Source organism: Myroides profundi (genome assembly GCF_000833025.1).
GTDB lineage: Bacteria > Bacteroidota > Bacteroidia > Flavobacteriales > Flavobacteriaceae > Flavobacterium > Flavobacterium profundi_A.
The window spans coordinates 2880341-2901250 of the sequence record NZ_CP010817.1 but is presented as its reverse complement, the minus strand read 5'-3'; the positions used below and the strand labels follow the sequence as shown (position 1 = coordinate 2901250).

22 protein-coding genes are annotated in these 20910 nt (G+C 33.9%); 13 read left to right on the top strand and 9 right to left on the bottom strand.

Annotated features, from left to right (window positions below; translation table 11 throughout):
* Window positions 1–2 precede the first annotated feature (2 nt).
* The 7 genes from MPR_RS12780 to MPR_RS12750 are packed head-to-tail and all read right to left on the bottom strand — an operon-like array spanning window position 3 to window position 4315.
* Window positions 3–650, bottom strand: a complete 648-nt coding sequence (locus tag MPR_RS12780; RefSeq protein ID WP_041893171.1) for a hypothetical protein — start codon at window positions 648–650, stop codon at window positions 3–5.
* Window positions 651–669: 19 nt separating this feature from the next.
* Entirely contained in the window at window positions 670–1305 is a 636-nt protein-coding gene (locus tag MPR_RS12775) for a hypothetical protein (RefSeq protein ID WP_041893169.1), read from the bottom strand.
* A complete protein-coding gene (locus MPR_RS12770) occupies window positions 1302–1913 on the bottom strand; it encodes a hypothetical protein (protein WP_041893168.1) in 612 nt (203 codons plus the stop codon). The genes MPR_RS12775 and MPR_RS12770 overlap by 4 nt, the downstream gene beginning before the upstream one ends.
* Before the next feature lie 15 nt (window positions 1914–1928).
* Window positions 1929–2648: a hypothetical protein gene (locus MPR_RS12765; protein ID WP_041893167.1), complete on the bottom strand. Its 720-nt coding sequence runs from the start codon at window positions 2646–2648 to the stop codon at window positions 1929–1931.
* A 13-nt stretch (window positions 2649–2661) separates the two neighbouring features.
* Window positions 2662–3297, bottom strand: coding sequence for a hypothetical protein (locus MPR_RS12760; RefSeq protein ID WP_041893166.1), 636 nt, complete (start codon window positions 3295–3297; stop codon window positions 2662–2664).
* A 14-nt stretch (window positions 3298–3311) separates the two neighbouring features.
* Window positions 3312–3953, bottom strand: a complete 642-nt coding sequence (locus MPR_RS12755; protein ID WP_041893164.1) for a hypothetical protein — start codon at window positions 3951–3953, stop codon at window positions 3312–3314.
* A gap of 26 nt (window positions 3954–3979) precedes the next feature.
* On the bottom strand, window positions 3980–4315 hold the full coding sequence (locus tag MPR_RS12750) for a PadR family transcriptional regulator (RefSeq protein WP_006258534.1): 336 nt from the start codon (window positions 4313–4315) through the stop codon (window positions 3980–3982).
* 167 nt (window positions 4316–4482) lie between these two features.
* Here MPR_RS12750 and MPR_RS12745 point away from each other — a divergent pair, with 167 nt between their 5' ends.
* From MPR_RS12745 to MPR_RS12730, 4 genes are all read left to right on the top strand, one after another.
* The gene (locus MPR_RS12745; RefSeq protein ID WP_041893163.1) at window positions 4483–4914 is read left to right on the top strand and encodes a hypothetical protein; all 432 of its coding nucleotides are present in this window, start codon (window positions 4483–4485) and stop codon (window positions 4912–4914) included.
* A 109-nt stretch (window positions 4915–5023) separates the two neighbouring features.
* Window positions 5024–5341 (top strand): rhodanese-like domain-containing protein, encoded by a 318-nt coding sequence (locus tag MPR_RS12740; protein ID WP_041893161.1) that lies wholly within the window; start codon window positions 5024–5026, stop codon window positions 5339–5341.
* 2 nt (window positions 5342–5343) lie between these two features.
* Window positions 5344–5958 carry a class I SAM-dependent methyltransferase gene (locus MPR_RS12735; RefSeq protein WP_041893159.1) on the top strand — a complete coding sequence of 205 codons (615 nt, stop codon included), beginning with the start codon at window positions 5344–5346 and terminating at the stop codon, window positions 5956–5958.
* Between the two features lie 629 nt (window positions 5959–6587).
* Window positions 6588–7172 (top strand): hypothetical protein, encoded by a 585-nt coding sequence (locus tag MPR_RS12730; RefSeq protein WP_041893158.1) that lies wholly within the window; start codon window positions 6588–6590, stop codon window positions 7170–7172.
* A gap of 36 nt (window positions 7173–7208) precedes the next feature.
* On the opposite strand, the gene MPR_RS12725 is transcribed toward MPR_RS12730, so the two are convergent.
* Together MPR_RS12725 and MPR_RS12720 are read right to left on the bottom strand one after the other, a co-directional pair.
* Complete coding sequence (locus tag MPR_RS12725) at window positions 7209–7511, bottom strand: DUF6804 family protein (RefSeq protein WP_041893156.1); 303 nt, start codon at window positions 7509–7511, stop codon at window positions 7209–7211.
* Between the two features lie 82 nt (window positions 7512–7593).
* Window positions 7594–8487 carry a Fic family protein gene (locus MPR_RS12720; RefSeq protein WP_041893155.1) on the bottom strand — a complete coding sequence of 298 codons (894 nt, stop codon included), beginning with the start codon at window positions 8485–8487 and terminating at the stop codon, window positions 7594–7596.
* Between the two features lie 253 nt (window positions 8488–8740).
* Between MPR_RS12720 and MPR_RS12715 the strand changes: the two genes are divergently transcribed.
* The 9 genes from MPR_RS12715 (at window position 8741) to MPR_RS12675 (ending at window position 20692) form a co-directional block, all read left to right on the top strand.
* Window positions 8741–9178: a hypothetical protein gene (locus tag MPR_RS12715; RefSeq protein WP_041895498.1), complete on the top strand. Its 438-nt coding sequence runs from the start codon at window positions 8741–8743 to the stop codon at window positions 9176–9178.
* A 10-nt stretch (window positions 9179–9188) separates the two neighbouring features.
* Window positions 9189–14252, top strand: coding sequence for a DUF4132 domain-containing protein (locus tag MPR_RS12710; protein ID WP_041893153.1), 5064 nt, complete (start codon window positions 9189–9191; stop codon window positions 14250–14252).
* Between the two features lie 2 nt (window positions 14253–14254).
* Window positions 14255–14905 carry a hypothetical protein gene (locus tag MPR_RS12705; RefSeq protein WP_041893151.1) on the top strand — a complete coding sequence of 217 codons (651 nt, stop codon included), beginning with the start codon at window positions 14255–14257 and terminating at the stop codon, window positions 14903–14905.
* Between the two features lie 9 nt (window positions 14906–14914).
* On the top strand, window positions 14915–15547 hold the full coding sequence (locus tag MPR_RS12700; protein WP_041893150.1) for a hypothetical protein: 633 nt from the start codon (window positions 14915–14917) through the stop codon (window positions 15545–15547).
* A 2-nt stretch (window positions 15548–15549) separates the two neighbouring features.
* Window positions 15550–15954: a DUF2262 domain-containing protein gene (locus MPR_RS12695; protein WP_041893149.1), complete on the top strand. Its 405-nt coding sequence runs from the start codon at window positions 15550–15552 to the stop codon at window positions 15952–15954.
* A gap of 257 nt (window positions 15955–16211) precedes the next feature.
* On the top strand, window positions 16212–17252 hold the full coding sequence (locus MPR_RS12690; RefSeq protein ID WP_041893147.1) for a hypothetical protein: 1041 nt from the start codon (window positions 16212–16214) through the stop codon (window positions 17250–17252).
* Window positions 17253–17289: 37 nt separating this feature from the next.
* Window positions 17290–18735 carry an aminopeptidase P family protein gene (locus tag MPR_RS12685; RefSeq protein WP_041893146.1) on the top strand — a complete coding sequence of 482 codons (1446 nt, stop codon included), beginning with the start codon at window positions 17290–17292 and terminating at the stop codon, window positions 18733–18735.
* A gap of 92 nt (window positions 18736–18827) precedes the next feature.
* On the top strand, window positions 18828–19298 hold the full coding sequence (locus MPR_RS12680) for a hypothetical protein (RefSeq protein WP_041893143.1): 471 nt from the start codon (window positions 18828–18830) through the stop codon (window positions 19296–19298).
* Window positions 19299–19405: 107 nt separating this feature from the next.
* A complete protein-coding gene (locus MPR_RS12675; protein WP_041893141.1) occupies window positions 19406–20692 on the top strand; it encodes a DUF6051 family protein in 1287 nt (428 codons plus the stop codon).
* Window positions 20693–20910 lie beyond the last annotated feature (218 nt).

The following is a 20910-nucleotide window of genomic DNA, read 5'->3' as shown; positions in this document are numbered from 1 at the left end:
AATTACAATATTTTAGATGAAACACTGTTGTATTCTTGGTTGTGTTTTAAGGTCAAATACATAGCTATACTCGATAAGAATATAGCTAGTAGTAAGAATATTAGGTTTAAGTAAACTATCGAAAAAGTACTCGTGAAACTATAATATAAAGCTACCATGCCATCTAAAACAAATAAACTAAACCAAGCAACGCCTTTGATATGTTCGGTGTAGTAATCCAGTTTAAAGTTCGCGTAATGATTCTTTTTATACTTGAGGTAACCCATTACTAACATAGGAAAAGCTGTGATAGCTAAAGCAAGTCCTAAGATGAATAATTGATCTTTGATAAAGACATGAATTATAGAGGTAGTGAATACAGCCAAAATAAATAGTAATCCAATGCTTTGCATGTCTTTTACAATTAATGGACTGACTATAAATCTAGGCGTTTTGTTGATTACCCAATTAGAAGGCTTTAATTGACTATGCCATTTAGCTATTGTTATTTTACTAGCCTCGTGAAAATAAGGACCTTCATTCATCAGCTCTTCTATCTCACAAGAAATATGATCTAGTACCTCATCACGAGTATCTTGATACTTGATATTGTATTGAGTGATTAAGGTCCCTTCTATATGTTTTATTTGGTCAGTAGTAAGTGTTGTCATAATAGTGTTGATTTAATAGTTAAGAGGTGCTTAATTCACCTTTTTTTATCAAGTTTCTGAATAAATAGATATGATACCAAGTAATTGTAAAGTGATACATAACAACAGAATCTATACTACTATAATTTAATTGTAGTAAGTTATCTAAAAAGGTCATTAGAACAAATAAGAGAACACTTACACTGATCTCCATAACCAATAATCGTTTGTATATATCTAAGTAGTACCCCTTTAGTCTTTTAGTGTTGTAAAGAGAGATTGTAGCTACTGTTATCGTAATTGTTAGTATTGACACAAAAGCTGTAACAGCACTTATTTTCTGTATGCTAAAAAAAACAGTAAGTCCAATTGATACAAAGAAAGTTAAGAGATATACAGTCCAATTAGGCTGTGTTACAAGTTTAACTATTGGACGAGATATAAACTTTGGGATACCTTTATAGACTCCAAAATGTTCTAGTAATAGTTTTGAATGCCAATTTTTAAATACTAATTCCATAGCGTTTTCATATTCATTTCCCTCATTCATCAGCTCTTCTATCTCACAAGCAATATGATCTAACACCTCATCACGAGTATCTTGATACTTGATATTGTATTGAGTGATTAAGGTCTCTTCTATATGTTTTATTTGGTCAGTAGATAGTGTTGTCATACTCTTGATGGATTATGTTTTACTTTAAGAGCTTCTCTGAAATAATATATTTGAGTAAATGTTGCTAATAGTGGTAATGGTAAAATTTTATAGGTAACATCACCACTTAGAAATAAGATATAATAGAATAAACATATTCCTCCATATGATAATGCTTCACGTTTTAACAAGCTTATTCTATATCCTTTGTTTTTATAATTATTAAGATATACGAAACCTCCTAATAGTACGCCTAAAAGACTAAGAGTAGAAACTAGTACATCAGCTAGATTATATTGAGAGATGCTATTCTTAAATAAATATGGAATACTAATTCCTAATGTGATAATAACAGCAAAGCTTAAAAAATCACTCCAAAACCATTGTTTAGCTATGAATCTAGGGATATTGTTATATCTAATCCATAAATGAGGACTCAAATCTTTATGCCATTTATTAAATGTCTTTTTAAAAGCAATCTCATAGCCAAAATCCTCATTCATCAGTTCTTCTATCTCACAAGCAATGTGATCCAATACCTCATCACGAGTATCTTGATACTTGATATTGTATTGAGTGATTAAGAACTCTTCTATTTCTTTTATTTGGTTAGTAGATAGTGTTTTCATGGTATAGACAATTAATTAGATCACTTTAGATTGCGATAGTTCATTCTTTTTTTTAAGTATCATAGGTCTCAGTTTATTGAGAATGATGAAAGGGATAATCAACAAGAGTGTAAATAGAATACTTTTAGGTACCCAGATAAAAGCGCTGTTTGAATAGATAAACTGTTGAGAAGTTTTACTAAAACAAAGAATTATCATAGGTATTAAAGAGAAATAGGTTAACTGTTTTACTAGTAAATAGTACGCATTAGAAATATATCTTTTTGTATTTCCCAGATAAGGTAATTTACAACTACTATCACTTTCTATCATGATAACTAGATTAAAAGTTACAATCGTAGCTAAATAACCAACATTAAACATTCTGTCTATAAAATACCATTTACTTGAAATATTAAACAGTAGAAGCGAACCAATAAAAATAGCTAGTAGATAGAATACTTTATAAGTTACAAAGTACTCTTTTATACCTAAACCGATGATACGCAAGTACTCATATATTTGAGCTTTATTCATCTGAGTTTGTACTTTGCTTAATCCTTTAATCCCGAATTTATTAATCTCTATAGCTAATGCCTCTTCAAAAGTTATTTGAGTATTAGATTCACTCCATTGTTGCTCAATACTATTAGCGATATGGTCTGTCAGTTCTTCTATTACCTCTATGTATTCAACCTTGTGGTTGATTAGTTCTTGTCTAATTTTATCTAGTTCTAGTGGTTGTAGTGTTTTCATAGCCTTTTCTTTTTTAGTTTTTTATCAGCTTCAAGCTTTCTCTGTAGATCAATACAGTATTTATGAACGTATAGATTGCTATTAATCCTATTATCAGAGTACCAAAGTCGGTGTTAGGTTTACTAATATATCTAGATAGCTCATATACAGTAAGCCCCATAAATACTAAGACATTAATACTTTGTTTTTTAGATAAGGTCTTTAAATAAAAGCTTCTATAATTCTGTGTCTTTTTTAAGAATCTAAACATATTAAAAGATAACAAGACAGTAATCCCTAATAGCACTACAGCAAACAGAAGTAAGTCATACCTAGTCCAATATGAGATACTGAAGTAGAATACACCAAATAACGCTGTCAGGGCTCCAGCTATTTTCCATCTAGCACTCTCTTTTTCTGTCCACGAATTAGAGATAAAAGAAGGGATATCATTGTATTTAGAACTTAGATTAGGCCTTAACATAGGTCGCCATTTATTAAATACTAATATGAATGCATTATCAAAGTCAAGGTTATGTTGATTCATTTCATATTCTATTTCACATATAATATGATCAGTCACTTCTGCTATAATATCTTCATATTGAATATTATATTCATTTATCTCACATTCTATTTGTTTTATTTCTAGGTTACTTAATGTTTTCATAGCATTTTCTTTTTTTAAGCAATCTGTGTTCGTTGTTGTTTACTATTCTCCATAGATAACAGTATAATATTGATACAGTGGTATAGAACAATTAATGAGAGTAAGTTAAAATTCTCTACATGAAAGTCATTAACCCTAAAAGACTCAATTTTTATTCTTAATACAAAAGTGGATACTAGTAGTATTCCTCCAGATACCATCGCTTTTAGAATCAAATAAGAAGCTCTATAGTGCTGTCTCTTTCTATTCTTAATAAGTAGAAAAACAGATAATACAAGACCTATCAAACTAATTGTAAAAAAGCTAGTAGTGTATGTAATATTATCCAATTTTAGAATGAATAGGTTTATTACGGCAAATAGAGAGGTGATAACACCTGCTATTCTCCATCTGTTATCATCTCTACGATACCACGTATTAGAGATAAAAGAAGGGACGTGTCTATACTTAAAGTCTTTTCTAGGAGTCAGCATAGGATGCCATTTATCAAATACTTGTATAAAAGCTTGTTCAAACTCGTATCCTGTATGATATAGCTCTTCTATTTCACAGAAGATATGGTCTGTCAATTCTTCTTTAAGATTGGCATAACGCACATTATATCTTGCTATCTCAGCGATAATTAGCTGTTGTTGATTTATAGTAAGTTTTTTCATTGTGTTTTGTCTTTGGTGGTTGCCAATTATGTCAATTTTAGGTTGACAATGTTCTGCATATTGCGGATAAAGCTTTCTAGCTCTTCCATTTTAGAAGTAGTTTCTTTTACTCCAGATTCTGTGAGCTTATAGTACTTACGTACTCGTCCATCTACACGCTCTAGTTCTACATCTAAGTATCCATCAGCTTCTAGCTTGTGAAGGGCAGGATAGAGAGCACCTTCTGTCAAGCTCATTTCTCCTTCGGTTACTTCTTTTACCTTTTGTGTAATTTCATACCCATACATTCTCCCATTCTGATCGAGTAGTTTCATGATGATGGCATTGAGACTTCCTTTATAAAGTTGTTGTTGCTTTTTCATACTTAAGATTCTTATGTATAGCAAAAGTATAAAAATATCTGATACCTCCAAATCTTAGGTATATACTTTTTGGATACTTTTTGTTTTTTAGTGTGTATATGTTTGTTTAGTGTAAGTAATTGTTCTGTTTGTTTGATAATTTTGAATAGTGTTAATAAAATAAAACTATGGAAGAGAATAAGAATATTATCATTGGGCCTAAAGACGGTAAGAAAGGAGAGTACTATTTAGATTTATTTACATTCTTAAAACAAAAAGGAATGTTAGGTCATAAATATTTAATCTTAGTGATTTGTCCTTTAACAGGCGAAAAACTTAAGTATAAAGAGATACACTTCAGAAGAGAGTTTATTAATCGTGTATCAGAGCATTTGCATCAGTTAGATTTTGAAACTGTTTCTAAGATTCCTACAGAGCCAGATAATTGCGCATTTAGATTATCATTGCGATATACACCATCAGGTAGCGTATTCGGATTTCAGATTATAGAAGCGAGAACAGGTTTTGGAGGAGGATATTTTGGAATGACACCAGCGGTTGTCTTGTTAGAAGAAGAGGGCAAAAGAGCTGTTGAATTATTAAAGCCAATTTTAAAGTAAATAAACTAAAGGTTAGCTAGTAGCTAGCCTTTTTTATCGTTAGGTAACTTAGGTTACACTATATCTGTTGGGGAGATAATACCTTTACTCTTTTAAACAACAATGGACTATGTTTGGTTTTATAAATAAGTTATTAGGATTAGATAAGGGCGAGTTACTATTCGCTTATATTCAGGAAGGAGCTATGCTGGTAGATGTACGTACAGTGGGAGAGTTTAAAAGTGGTTCTGTACCTGGCGCTCTGAATATTCCATTAGATACATTGGGATCACAGTTGCATAAATTACCTAAAGAAAATAAGATTGTCGTATTCTGTAGAAGTGGAATGCGTAGTGGTCAAGCGAAGCGTATACTAGAGCAGAAAGGATACACACAAGTGATCAATGGTGGAACATGGACTAAAGTCGCTAATGTAAAAGGAAGATAAGCATGAAAGAGTTTTGGGATGAGCGATATAAAGAACAAGAATATGCTTACGGGATAGCGCCTAATGCCTATCTAGAAGAAGTACTCAAGTCTAGTCGTGACAAGGAGGTTATATTAATGGCAGCTGAGGGAGAGGGGAGGAATGCGGTATATGCAGCGCAAAAAGGATGGAGTGTAAAAGCCTTTGATCAAAGTATAGAAGCTAGAAATAAAGCACTTCAATTAGCTAAACAATACCGTATAGAGATTGACTATCTTGTCAGTGATGTTGAATCGTTATCTTACGAATTAGCATCAGTGGATGCAGTTGCGTTGATTTATGCTCATTTTCCAGAGAGTATAAGGAGAACCTATCATAGACAGTTAGGAAGTTATGTCAAAGCAGGCGGAACATTAATATTAGAAGCCTTTGCTAAAGAGCATATCTATAACCAAAAAGAGAATCCCAATGTAGGAGGACCTAGTAATCCTATGATGCTGTATAGTCTAGAAGAATTAAAAGAGGATTTCTGCGATTTCGAATTTATCAATATAGAAGAGGTAGATATAGAGCTGTCAGAAGGTCTATATCACAGAGGAATAGCGAAAGTAATCAGAGGGATAGCGAAGAAGAAATAAGACATAAAAGAATATATATAAGCCTTGAAGCACTAGCTTCAAGGCTTTTTTTGTTGCAACAGGATAGTGAATATAGATAGGGTGATACAGAGGTAAAAGAAAAAAGAAAAGTGTTTTTTCAATCTCTAATAAGCAAAATACCAATAATATCAAGATTTAATGATTATGAAATAAGAGTCTTTCATCAAAGGAGAATACATGGAGTATAAAAGGAGCATTGTTGGACAAAGCTTGCTTCAGCTCCACCATTCTCGGGTTATTGTCCATGTATTGTCGAAGGATTTGCATTGAAGCCTCTATTTTACTAGGGTTATAGCATGATTGTATTTTTATGTATTTACTAATTGTTTTTGTAATGTATTGTTATTAAGTATGTTGTGTTTTTTGGGGAATAAAAAAAAGAGTTTATGTTTTTTGTTTTTTTGCTCAAAAAACGGATAAATACTCTTTTTAGAGAAAAAAAGTTGAGTAGAAGTTTAAAATAATAACTTTATCAATTGAATAATTAGTGAAATAGTAAAAAAGTAACGCTGTTTTTTTGCAGAGAAGAAAATCAAATTGTTGTTAAAAAGACTTTACAATTGAATTAATTAGTCACCTTTGTATACCATTAAAAAGAATAAAATAAGATGAGAAGAATAAGTATTGTTGCTGTATTATTAGTTGGAATAGCATTTGTCTCTTGTAAGAAAGAGAAGAAGATAGAAGCCATAGAACCTTTAGAAGAGGTAATAGAATTTCAGGAGCCTAAAGCTGATGCTGTAGGATCAGATATTGTATTAGGAGTAAGTAATTTTTTAAAGAATGCGTTTCTGACAGAAGCAGATTTAAAAGTGATGACAGATACAGATCGTCAGTTTAAGCTGTATGCTATTGATCTAAATGGAGATGGTAAGAAAGAAATCTTTGTAAGTCTTACAGGTACTTATTTCTGTGGATCAGGTGGGTGTACTACCTTGCTACTTGGGTCTGATTATAAGTTAATCACGAAGTTTACAGTGATGCAAGGAGCTATTTTTGTAGAGCCTACTGTAGAGAATGATTGGAAAGTCTTAACTGTAAAATCAGATGGAGAATGGAAATCACTAGTATATGCTAATGGTACATATCCTTCTAATCCATCTGTAGTAGAGAAAGCGAAGTATGATGCACCGAGTGGACATGCTGAGGTGGTCTTCGATCAAGAGCAGAAGTTAGATGTATATGAGTTTTAGTCATTAAAATAATTTATAACCGCGGATGGATTAATTCTATTCGCGGTTTATTTTTTTATTGCTGTTAGGGATATTGATAAATAAACCAATAGCAACTATGACATCCACTATATTCCAAATACTACGACCAAGAGCGACTTTTAAAAAAGGCTGGAACAGTAGCGCTAGTACAATAAAGATAAACATCTCCGTTTTTTCTTCTCTATAATAAGATTTGTATGCAAAGTAACTAAATCCTATACAGGCCACAAAACGGACGAATTGATAGAATCCATAAGGCAACTTTAAAAGACACATTAAGAGTAAAACTGCAATAGTGATTTTGATAGCTTTTTCCATGAGTATAACAGGTGTTAAATATAGTATTAAGGTACGAAATATAATCACTCATTAGTTGTCTTAAATCACTATTATATACTAGTTATAGATGTTCAATTTCAAAGTATTGTAGAAGGGCTTTATAGTCATCTTGAGCGGATAGACAAGTGTCTAGTAAATACTCTTTAATAGTTGGCCATTCTTGTAAACCTCGGTAATAAAACATCTTGATGTCATCCTCGATAATAAAAGGGACAATATTATTAGCAAGGCATTCTTTAAACATAATGAGACGACCGATACGCCCATTGCCATCTTGGAATGGATGGATAATCTCGAATTGGTAGTGAAAGTCTATAATATCTTCGATTGTTTTGTTTTTTATAAGGTGATATGTAGTCAATAGATCTTTCATTTTATCAGCTACTTCTTTTGGTGGACAAGTTTTATTGCCTCCTACTTCATTCGGTAGTTTTTTATAATCACCTACATTAAACCAATCTTTTTGAGCATCAGATGTACCTGTTTTGAGGATATAGTGAAGCTCTTTAATCATAGAAGCAGTAAGTTTAGACTTTGCCTTATCTATGATAAGATTGACACAGTTAAAGTGGTTTGTTGTCTCTATAATATCATCTATATTGATGCTGTCTTTGGTCGCTCCGATGGTATTGGTTTCAAATATATAACGGGTTTGATCATGTGTTAGTTTACTTCCCTCTATTCTATTCGAATTATACGTTAGGTCTATTTGCGTACGGTGGTATATCCCGCCTTTTAGCTTCATATCCTTTTGCTCTTTTAAGTGGTTTAAAAGAGGATTGTCACTATACTTCTTATTTTGATTTTTTTCAGGTAGTGTAGCATCTATGGGTATATTCCATGTTTTACCAAGTATAAAAGCTCCTTGGATTTTGCCCAAAGCACAGTAGTTTCTGACTGTTCTTTCAGAAACATTCCATTTTTTAGAGAAGTCACTAACTGATATATAATCCATAAATGTATTGTAATATTTGCCGTTATCGGCAAGAATGGAATACAAATATAAATTTAAACTTGCCGATATCGGCAAGTTTTTAAAATAATTTATCTATTTAGATAGTTTTTTGCCGATAACGGCAAGTAGAAGAACGCTGTGTGAGTATTATTGAAGTGTCAATATGTTTGATTTGCTATAGAATATAGCCAGTTATAGCTACTTACCTTTTTGTTAAAAGTCTTATCTTTCCTCTTTGAAAAAGAAAGAGATTATGACTGTAAAGCAAGTGAATATACAGATCAAACAAATAAATAGACTAAGTGTTGAGGTAGAGGGATTTACGATAGTGATAGTAGTACCTACAGATGCTGTCACAGTAAGCAAGTTTCTTAAAGCCGTAGTGACACAGCAGGTAGAACAACATATACATAAGTTCAAACAGCGCAATATCATAGAGCAGTTAACTGCTACACAAGAAGCCTTAGATCATATTCTATTCACTAGTAAACTTCGCTTTACTTCTCCTGAGAAATATAGAGACATAGATATAGCAGAAGAGGTACAGCGTGTGATACAGGCGTATGAAGATCAGTTGTTCTTATTGTTTTATGGAGAGCGAGAGTTGCTGTCATTAGAAGAGGTCATTGTATTAAATGATACTGATGCCTTTGTATTTATTCCCCTTAATTTTTTAAAAGCTAGTTTTTAAACAGATCCCAATGAATAATAATATTGTAACTATACTAAGAGACTATCAAGTAGAGAACCGTACTTATGCAGAGATGCATGAGGAGCTGTATGCGATGGTGTATAAAGAAGAGTTTGCAGGTGTAAAGTTAGAACCACATATCGCTGTGTTAGGACTACATTTTACTGGCAATAGTAATGATCCAGAAGATTCTATTTATAGCCCTAAGGTATTTACGCGTTATGATGAGACTTTTGTAGAGATGTTAGCTAGTAATTCTGTTGGGATGTGGAGAGAAGCAGAGTATTATGCTTTATTGGTGTACTTTTTTGGAGAGAAGCTAGCGCCTTGGGTACAGGAATTATTAGATCGAGTGGATGAGTATATCTTAGGAGGGCAATATGATATAAAGGAAGCGACGTGGCATAATGCAGAGCATACTTTCTTAAAACAGTGTAATGTTATTTCAGGGCTATTATATGGTATATCGCTCTATGATAATCATAACTATGATTCCTATAGTATAGAGTTGCCACTTCATAAGCAGGTGGAGTATAGTATGTACCTCTCGCTACCTAACTATCTTCCTTATGTATGGGCAGTAGCTTTAGATAGTGGAGAAGAGCAGTTAATCGAGGTAGTCGATACCATCTGTGATGGGGATAATGAGCATGGACGATGGACACCTTCTTTTTTATTGATGTTAATGGCTTCAAAACAATCAAAGTATTGGGAGAAAGTAAAAGATATATTGGTAAACGCTGGTCGTGAAGAGGGAATTAGACAAGATATTACGAGGTTATTATCACATGTACAGGTAGCTAACTTAAAGTATTTTTTAGAAGTTATTCTCTCTCATAACTTGGTGCGTTATGAAGCAGTGCGTACAGAGTTAGCATACCACTTTAGAAGTCATGTAGAGGATGACAAACAAGATAATGTAAAGCGACTATGTGAGTTGATGCTCTATGCTATAAATCACTATGAGTATTTTGACGAGAAAGAATTATCTGTGTTTAATGAAAAAGAGTTTTATGCATTGATGCATTGTTATCTATGGGTATACAGAGAGATGGCGTTTGGCTTTGTTGAGAGTGCATTTGAGGAAGTAGAGCGCAAGTTTCAGCTTGTAATATTAGAGTTCTTATCAAACTTTAATGAATATACGGTTGAGTCTGTCCTATTTAATAAAATATTAGAAAGTAGAGATCAAGAGTTTATCGCTATGCTGCTAAATCGAATAAACCAATATTTGGAAGGCAGTAGAGCTTCAAGGTATTTTATCCAACAAGAAAATTATGATGAGGTATATCAAGTGTTTTATGACTTATACGAACAGTATAAAGATGGTAAGTCTCTTATCGTGAAGAGTAGTGTTAGACCAGATTATTACAGAAGCTTTGAGTTAAATAAAGAAGAGTTATTGACTTCACTGTTGTATTTGACAGAGGAGTCATCAGAGAAGGCGAGACTGTTTATAGACAAGCGAAATACCTTTACTACAGAGTTTAAAGAAGAGTTATTAAACGTATTGTTGTTTGGAGGTAAAGAGTATGGGCTTCAGGGATACGGATATAGTTTTACAGGAGAGATACAGCCTACTTATGAAGTACAAAATGAGTTAGCTTTCGCTTATTTAAAAGAGCGCAAAGAAACAATAGCCTTTGGCTGTATGCGCTTTTTAGCAATCGCTACTTTATCAAGTAAAGATGAAGAAGAAATAGTAGCATACTTTAAAGGGAAGTTTAAAAAAACACAACAGCACTTTATCCATCTATTGATCTCTAGACAAGATGATTTTAAGGATAGACTATTAGAACAGTTAATACGAAGCGAGAATGTGAATCAGCGCTTAGCAGCAATGGAAGGGTTAGTAGTACTAGCTCAGAGAGATGACATACACCATCAACTAGGTAATTGGCTTGCACAGTTAGATGATCTAAGTATTCAGTATACGAAAGAGGAAGAAGAATACTTAGTACTCTTGCGTGACTTTGGGCGTCAAGGAAAAGAAGGACAGGACACAGATATAGCATTATACGATGCTACTGTGGTGAGTGCTGTCACATTGCCTTCAGTGGAAGAGAATACTTTATTTAGCCAGCGCATTGCACATAATTGGGGACTTTCTAAGAAATGGGAAGAGGTAGTAAGAGAGTTAGATAGCCTAGAGTATCTGATGAAACAATATACTACGTATGAATATGAACATTTTAATTATGGAAAAGCAGAGAAGGTACTCTTAGGAACACATTTCACGAAGATGCATGGTTATTCAGGTGATGATGAATGGACAGCAGAACAACACTTCCAAGATTACCCATTGTATGAAGTATGGAATCAGTGGTTTATGGATAGTAAGTTAGATGTTTTAGACTTATTCTTACTGCATTGTGCTACTTCAGAAACAGACGTTCCTGAATTGATAAAACCATTATTAGATAGGAAGTTGCCTTATTTCTATAATGAACTCTCAGCTAAATATGATAACTATTGGTATGCGATGGGAATAGTCTTTTCTTGTTTAACCTATCAATATCCATTTAAAGAAAAAACGTCCTATTGCTTAGATGGTTTAAAAACAATATACAATAGTATTACTCAAGAAGTATTAGATTTAGAGATACGCACTTCTGTTTATGGAGAGGAATATATCTATACATGGGTAGATTATACAGATCTATCTTGGTATGCTGAGTTTATACCTATAGAGGACTTAACAGAAGAACAGTGTTTAGCATATTTCAGGCTATTGCGTTGGCGTCAATTGAATTGTAATAAAGTAGATGATAGTTATTATCTGTTACCTTTTGAATTGATGGCTTTTGCCTATGAAAAGAATGAAATCACGCGAGACGAGTTTATACAGTATCTAGTTGACATAGATAATAGAAAGTCTTATTTCAGTTCAATGTTATCTCCTTTGACAAAGCGATTTATAACCGATAAAGTACAGCAAGTCTTAGTTGAGTTTAAAGCGTATTATTTACAACAGGTTATGGATAGGGATAACCCTACAACGAAGGTATTTGATATTGTCTTTGACTTTCAGGAGATAGAAGGAATGCAGTATTTCTTTGGATTATTGCATAAAATTAAGCATACTGGGATATCTAAAGAAAGTATTTACTATTATGCAGAGATGCAAATCACGATTAAGGAATTAGGACAAATCTATAGTAAACTTATTCGTAGAACGACACCTCTAAGTACTGATACGCAAGAGATGTTTAATGCTCAAGTAACAGAGATAAATTTCAATGCAGCACATTGGATCGAAGTAGCTGTAGCATGTCCGCAGTGGATAAAGTACATCACGACTTATTTAGATTGGCAAGGGTTAGAGTCAGCGATATGGTGGCTGTTCGCTCATTTGCTAGATAACCAACAAGAAGAGGAGCAAAACAAGATACAAAAACAAATACAACGCTATTCTGCTATAGCGTTAGAGGAGTTTGAAGGAGGTGTAGTAGATATAGATTGGTTCTTTAGTTTTTATCACATACTAGGAGAAGAACGTTGGCAGATGCTTTATGATTCAACTAAGTTTATGGCAGTAGAGGGACATACTCGTGTGAAGCTGTATGCAGATGTACTGTTAGGCAAGGTGTCTATGAAAGACTTGAAAACGAGGGTTATCTCTAAACGCGATAGAAATTATGTACGTGCATGTGGGTTGTTCCCCTTATCTGAGACAGATAGAGAAGGAGATTTGATGGATCGATATGAGTTATTAGAACAGTTTAAGAAAGGTTCTAAGAAGTATGGAGCTATGCGCCAAGAGAATGATTTAAAGATCTATAACGTAGCCATGCAGAACATCGCTAGAGCAGCAGGGTATACTGATGCAGTGCGCTTTCAATGGTCTATGGAGAGTGTACAAGTGCAGTCTATTCTAGAGAACTATAAGGAATTAGTATTGGATGAGTATACATTCTCTTTGACTGTATCTGATGAGGGAAAAGTAGAGATGACGGTGAAGAGTAAAGGGGATAAGCCCTTAAAAGCAATACCTGCTAAACTAAAGAAAAATGAGCAAATCATAGATCTAGTAGAACGTCAGAAGGCACTGAAAGAACAGTATAGTCGCTCTCGTCTGAACTTAGAGCAGGCAATGCTGAGACAAGATGTGTTCTCTTATACAGAGATGCAGAAGTTGTTACTACATCCGATTATCAAGCACCACTTGGCTAAGTTAGTCTTTAAAAGTGGTGAGGTTTACGGTTTATTTGTAGAGGGAGTATTTACCACTATAGATGGGGTGGTAATGGATGTACAAGGAAAGGAAGAGTTCGTGATAGCGCACTGTTATGATTTATATCAAAGTGGGCAGTGGGTAAATATACAAGCTTATTTGTTTGACAAACAGGTAGAACAACCTTTTAAGCAAGTGTTTAGAGAGTTGTACTTACACAACGAAGCAGAGGAAACAAATATCGGTAGCTCTAATCGTTATACAGGATATCAGGTCAAAGACAAACAGACTTTAGGGCTGTTTAAGACAAGAAACTGGCAGTATGAATACTATGCGAATTACAGCAAACTGTATTTTGAAGAGGATATTCGCGTTGAGGTCTATATTGACTATTCAGGAGGAAGTAATGCAGAGTATGGGGACTATGTTAGCTTAGAGCATATCTTATTCACTAAAGGTTCTTCAGATGAAGTGATTGCCCTAACAGAGGTTAATCCTATTGTCTTCAGTGAGGTCATGAGAGACCTTGACTTGGTGGTAAGTGTTGCTTATGTTGGAGGAGTAGATCCTGAGACAAGTCTATCTACGGTACAGATGCGTATGGCTGTTGTGAGAGAAACAGCAAGATTATTGAAACTAACAAATATCGAGTACAAAGAACGTCATCTTGTGATCACAGGGACTAAGGGTACCTATAGCTTGCATGTCGGTAGTGGTGTGATTCACTTGATACCTGGTACACATCTATACATAGAACCTGTACATACACAGGATAGAGGGAAGTTGTTTTTACCCTTTGTAGATGATGACCCTAAGACCACAGAGATCGTGTCTAAAGCTTTAATTTTAGCTAGGGATGCGAGTATTAGAGATACAGGGATATTAAGTCAGATAGAGTAAGAATGAAACAAGTATATATTTCGTGTAGTTTCTCAATGCAAAAGGAACTGAAAGAAGTTATTGATACAATAAAGAAAGCAGTAGAAGCAGTTGATTACACTCCTTTTGTGTTTATTGAACAGTACACTTTTGATATAACACAAGAGAAAGAGATGATGATACAGGCACTGAAGGATATTGATCAGAGTTGTTGTTTGTTTGCAGAGACTACAGATAAGGGAATAGGCATAGGTATAGAAGCAGGATATGCTAAAGCACAAGGCAGACCTATAGTTTATCTACGTCAGGCTGATGCATCACATTCTACTACGATGTCTGGTATGGCTGATTATCACATTCTCTATCACAACACAGAGGATTTAGGTAGACAAGTAAAAAAAGTGTTACCTCAAATACAGGTAGAGGTAGAGTTAAGAAAGTATATCTTAGATCTAGTAAGTGAAGAAAAACAGACTTTTACAAAAGAAGTATTAGCTTACTTAAAAGAATACAAGTTAAAAGGTGGGAAGAAAGAAAGAGTGATAGCAATACTAACTGATTTAGGAAATATATATGATATAGTTCCTCAGTGGAGAGATAAGATAGAGGATATATTAGATATGGTAACGGGGTTTTGTTCCTCTGAGTGGAGAGTTTGGGATAAAAACGATTAGATTAGAAAAATGAAACAAGCAATTTTAGATAGAATACAAGCACTAGGAGGAGATATTAGTCAAGTAAAAGGGAAGTCATTAGCAGAAGATTTGATGGCGATTACATTCGATACTGTACTATACCAACGACCAGAAGATACACCTTGGGCAGATGAAGAGGATCAAGAGCCTATCTATGGTTTAGGAGAGTATCTAGATGAGCATCAAGAGTTGATTCAGTCAGATAGACAGGCATTTATAGATAAGATGATAGCTCATTACTATGTACATACAGAAGAAGGGAGAGGGCAGATGTTTTGGACAGCAACTCCTTTTACACCCTATAAGGAAGGAACGGATGATTATGAAGAGTGGAGTAGTGATTTTATGGATGAGGATTTTGTTAATCTAAGCGAGATAGAGAAAGTAGTAGGTACAAAATATCCAAGCATGATACAGCTATTCTATAGTTATGGTTTCCCTGATCATTATTATATTTGTATAGACGATCTTAATCAAGAGAATCCTACATTATTCGGTACAGATCATGAGGAGTTCTTTAGAGAAGTGACTAATGAAGGAAGTTTAGAGGCATTTATGAATACGTTTATGACTCCACAGGAATTGATTAGTATAGTAGATAAAGCATTAAACAAACAATAGATATGATATTAACAGCACAAGATTTTAAAACATCAGAATATGATGAAGAAACATTAGAGATGGATTATACTTTAGGAGAAGAAGTAATTAATCTTTCTATTTATAATGGTGATGATGAGTTAGAAGAGATTCTAAAAGATGTCAATAAGGTAGTAGTTCAGTTAGAGAAATACAATGCTGAAGGAAAAGATATTATTGTAGATGAGCTGTATGATGTGTATAGTGAAAAGAACGAAGGATTGTCTGAAGAGCAGTTTAGAGATGAGTTAGGACTGTTGTCACTGTATTTTACTGGAGATGGTGAAGTAGAGTTTAATTATGAAGGCGGAGCATATTTCGGAGATCATATTCTATCTATTGAGATGGCTGATGGAGAGTTTGAATCTCATGTAGCGATGAATGGATAAGTAAGTATTAAATTAGATATGTAAGGCTTGAGAATTAATTCTCAAGCCTTTTTTATATGGTAGTGTCCCACTTTATACGACCATAAGTGAGTATATAAGTTCAACTGAGGTCATTATAATCACAATTAAAATAAGATGGATAGAAGTATACTAGATTTGCTGATGAGTAGAAAAAGAGTATATGCTCAAAACGATCTTTGAAATAGTGTTATAGTGGAGATAAATATGTTACTTTGTGTTCTGACAATAAAAGTATTATGAAAGTAGTAGAAGTAATCAAATCAATAATTACAAAAGATAAAAATAGAGCAATGCAATTACCTGTTCGTGAGTTAGAACAAGAGAGTAAAGGGCACTATGTAGCTTTTGTAGATGATGGAGAGCAGAGTTATGATGTACAGTTGTTTATTCAGGCTGCTAAGATTACTGCGTTTACTTGTGATTGTCCTAATGGAGAAACACTTTGCCTCCATAAAGTAGCGGTATTGCTAGCTATGGAAGAGAGTAGGGGAGGAATGAAAAAGAAATCCACTACTATAGGAACGAAGACTAAAAAGAAAAAGCTAACTGAGACAGAAGAAGTAATGCTTCGTGTAGATAAGGAAGCTATCACAGGATGGTTGTCAGAAGTCTTTAAAAAGAATAAACCTTTAGAACAGCTATTTTTACTTACTTTTTCTACTGATGAAACACAATACACCACAGATCAGGTAAGAGAGATTATGGAACAGACGATAAAGTCTGTTGCAGGACGTAGAAAAACATTAGAAGGAGCGAATGTAAAGAAGCTAATGGACTTGATGAGTATTGCTTTAGAACCTGTGAATCATTATGTGACTGTCAGTATTAATAAACCAATCACATTGGATATCTTTTCGACTGTGATTGAAACAATGACAGACTTTCAGAATCGTATCAGAACGTATAGTAAGAAGATTGATTTGTTCTATGATGAGTATATACATTGGCTGGCATTGACCATTAATAATGTACAAGTTAAATCAGTGTGGGAAGAGGTGATTAAGAATATTGTTTATAAGACTTTCGAACACTTTGTAAACAAGAAGATAGAGGGTAAGACCTATTATAATTTCTTAGTAAAAGAGGTCTACCACTCTGCTAACAAAGAACAACAAAAGTATATCGCAGATGAGCTAGTAGTATACATACTTTCTATGCCTGTCAAGCGTCAATTGATGGACTTTGAATATGTGCTTTTCTTAAAAGAGGTGGCGCTAGACCAAGATGTATATGATAAAGTACAACAGTTCTTTTCAATAGATATTTATAAGAATTAGCACCTGCTCTAACAACTAGATAAAAACTACTCGATTTGTGAGCATATATCAGACAAAGTTGTTACCTTGGGAGGATCAAACCAACAATACCATGTTTAATACAGATACTTATAAAAGAAGAAGAGAAGTTCTTCAACAAAATATTCAAGTAAAGGGAATCTTATTGTTTTTAGGAAATATAGAGAATCCAATCAACTTTGCAGACAATGCTTCACATTTCAGACAGGATAGTACGTTTTTGTACTACTTCGGTATTCAACAACCACATTTAGCAGCTATCATTGATTTAGATGAGCACAAGACAATCGTATTTGGAGATGAGATGTCTATGGATGCTATTGTATGGATGGGGCGCCAGGAGACTTTAAAAGAAAAATGTGAGAAAGCAGGTGTAGTAGAGACAAGACCTTATGCTGATTTAGCTATTTATTTAGCGACTGCGATGAGCGTGAAAAGAAATATTCACTACTTACCTCCTTACCAATCATTCAACAAGATTTTATTAAGTGAGTTACTACATATTTCTATAGTGGACTTTAAACCATCTGTGCCGATGATTCAAGCTATCGTAGCACAACGAGAAATCAAAGAAGCTCAAGAAATAACACAGATAGAAGAAGCACTAAAAGTATCTAATCAGATGCACTTACTTGCGATGCGTATGGCTAAGCCAGGTGTGAAGGAGTATGAAATAGTTAGTGCTATTCAGAATGTGGCAGGGAGTCATAACTGTGAGTTAGCTTATAACTCTATTGTGACAATCAACGGAGGGATCTTACACAATCATTATAAAATGAATACGTTACAATCAGGTAAGTTATTGTTAAATGACTCTGGTTGTGAGACGCCAATGGGGTACGCATCTGACTTGACGCGTACGTATCCTGTAGATAAGACTTTTACACCAGAACAACGCGATCTTTACAATGTAGTTCTTAACTCATTTGAAGGAGCTAAGGCAGAGCTTAAAGCTGGAGTGAAGTATAAAAATGTACACCTAAAAGCATGTGAGATATTAGCAGAAGGATTAATCGACTTAGGCTTTATGAAAGGAAATGCACAAGATGCAGTTGCTAATCATGCACATACGATGTTCTTCCAATGTGGATTAGGGCATATGATGGGACTTGATGTACACGATATGGAAGATTTAGGAGAACAGTATGTAGGATATACAGCAGAAGAACCTAAGGATACGAAGCAGTTTGGTATTAAATCATTGCGCTTAGGAAAAGAGCTAAAAGCAGGACATGTATTAACTGTAGAGCCAGGTATTTACTTTATTCCAGAGCTAATCGAGATGTGGGAGGCAGAAAAGAAATATACAGAGTTTATAAACTATGACAAAGTAAAACAGTTTGCTCACTTTGGAGGTATCCGTATTGAGGACAATTTCTTGATTAAAGACAATGGTTATCAATATTTAGGACCAGAGTTAATCAGAACTGTTGCAGAGATAGAAGATTATAAATCTAATTACTAAGAAGCTATTTTTATATTTAATATGAAGCCGATAAGTACTAATGAACTTATCGGCTTTTTATATAGAAGTATAAATGTTTAATAAATGTACACATGGGGATGTTAGATAAAACAAATGGTAGTATAGTTTTAGAAGAATTTAATTGTAGACTGTATAAGGGAATGCAGTTAGAAGAATTAAAACAAACGGACTATTACAAGGCTAAATATGATAGCTTTAGAGATGTTAATACAGGATATTTCTGGTATGGTTTTAATCATTTTGATTGGGAAGGGTATCAAGTTCGGATTAGTATTTGCTTCTTTGGTGATAGCTTAGAGAGTATGTATATATACACTAGCGATGACAGAGATGCTAAGACTTGGGATGATTGGTCAGAAAAGAAAGAAATGGAAGTCTTCGAACGCAATAATTCTTTTATGCGTAAACTGTCAGGAGAGAAAGGAAAGAAAAAGAACTCACCTTATCCTCAGTGGAGTATAGCTTTTGAGTGGGGGACTTTATGGTCTGTGTATGATCCTAGAAGTGCAAGTAGTATATCAGGTCTGTCTTATAAAAAGTAGATTGTTTTTTTATAATTAATTGAAAAAAAGATTGGTGATATGATAAATATAAGTCGTAGTTCAAAATAATTATATATTAATAATGTCTGATTTGTGTAATAATGTCAATGGTTATTGCGTTAATACTATGCATACATAGTATTTTAAACCAACCTAATCCTAACGCCATGCATTACTACCAATTACACGATCAACTCAAAAAGCTTTTTAATACAGAAGATGACTATATAAAAAGTGAAGAACTAGGTATTGAATTCTTTAAATACGATTTTGAATCTACACAAGCAGCTAATGTACTATGTGGTTCAGATAAATTGTATTGTGATGAACATCATGAGAGTTTTGAAGATACTTTTTGTAAGCTGATTACAGACACAGATCACCTATTAGATATTTCTGATTATAGTGTAGAGGAGAATAAGAAGTTTAAGATTATTGTTTTAAAGACATTAGAGCAAGAGGTTTCAGAAGAGACAATAGTCATGTTTCACGGCTTAAATGAGAAGAAGTGGGATAAGTATCTACCTTGGGCGTATGAGTTAGCAAAACGTACTAAAAAAGCCGTAGTTTTGTTTCCTATAAGCTTTCACATGGATAGAGCACCTCTTGAATGGTCTGATCGAAAACTGATGTTTGAGGTGGCTCAGAAGAGAGCGATGCATTGGCAGGAGAATTCAGATACGAGCTATGTCAATGCGGCATTGAGTACACGTATGGAGGCTAATCCACAACGTATGTTTTGGTCTGGATTACAGACATATTACGATTTTATACAATGGGAGACTCAACTAAGAGAAGGTAAGTTCTCGAGTCTTTCTAAAACAGCTTCTATTGATTTGTTTGGATATTCTATAGGCTCGTTTTTATCTATTATTATTCTGATGGCGAATCCTAATGGCATATTGAACAATGCTAAGTTAGTGTGCTTCTGTGGAGGAATGACTATTGATCGTATGTTCCCTGTATCGAAGTATATTATGGATGGGAAGGCAACTATTATGATGCAGAAAGTCTTTGCTCAATTACTGACAACTAAGTTTATAGCAGAACCTCGCCTAAATCACTATCAATGTAAAGAGTTACACCCAGGGGAGAGCTGGTTTAAAACAATGCTTCGTTACAATCATCACCAAGAAGAAAGAGAAGAACGCTTAAAAGAATTAGAGAATCAAATCTACTCTGTCAACCTTAAAAATGATGAGGTAGCCCCTGCTGTAGAAGCTTTAAATATGCTAAAAGGACCGTATAGAGATGTGCCTATTGGAGTGGATATTTTAGACTATCCTTTCTCCTATAGTCATATGGTTCCTTTCCCTTTAACAATCAAGAATGCAGAAGAAGTGGATACTCATTTTAATCTGACAATGGCTAAAATGGCTAATTTTTACTTGTAGTTGTTAATAGGTTAAAAGGCTTGCTATCATTAAGTTTGCAAGCTGTTTTAAATAGACAGTATTTGAAAAGTATAAGAAATAAATAAAAATAATTAACCAAGTGTATTAAAATTATATATACATTTGACCTATCAAATAAACAAAAAAGACATGTATCCAAGTCAATTACATCATCATCATCATTCTACTTGTACTCTTACGAGCTGGTAATGATATGG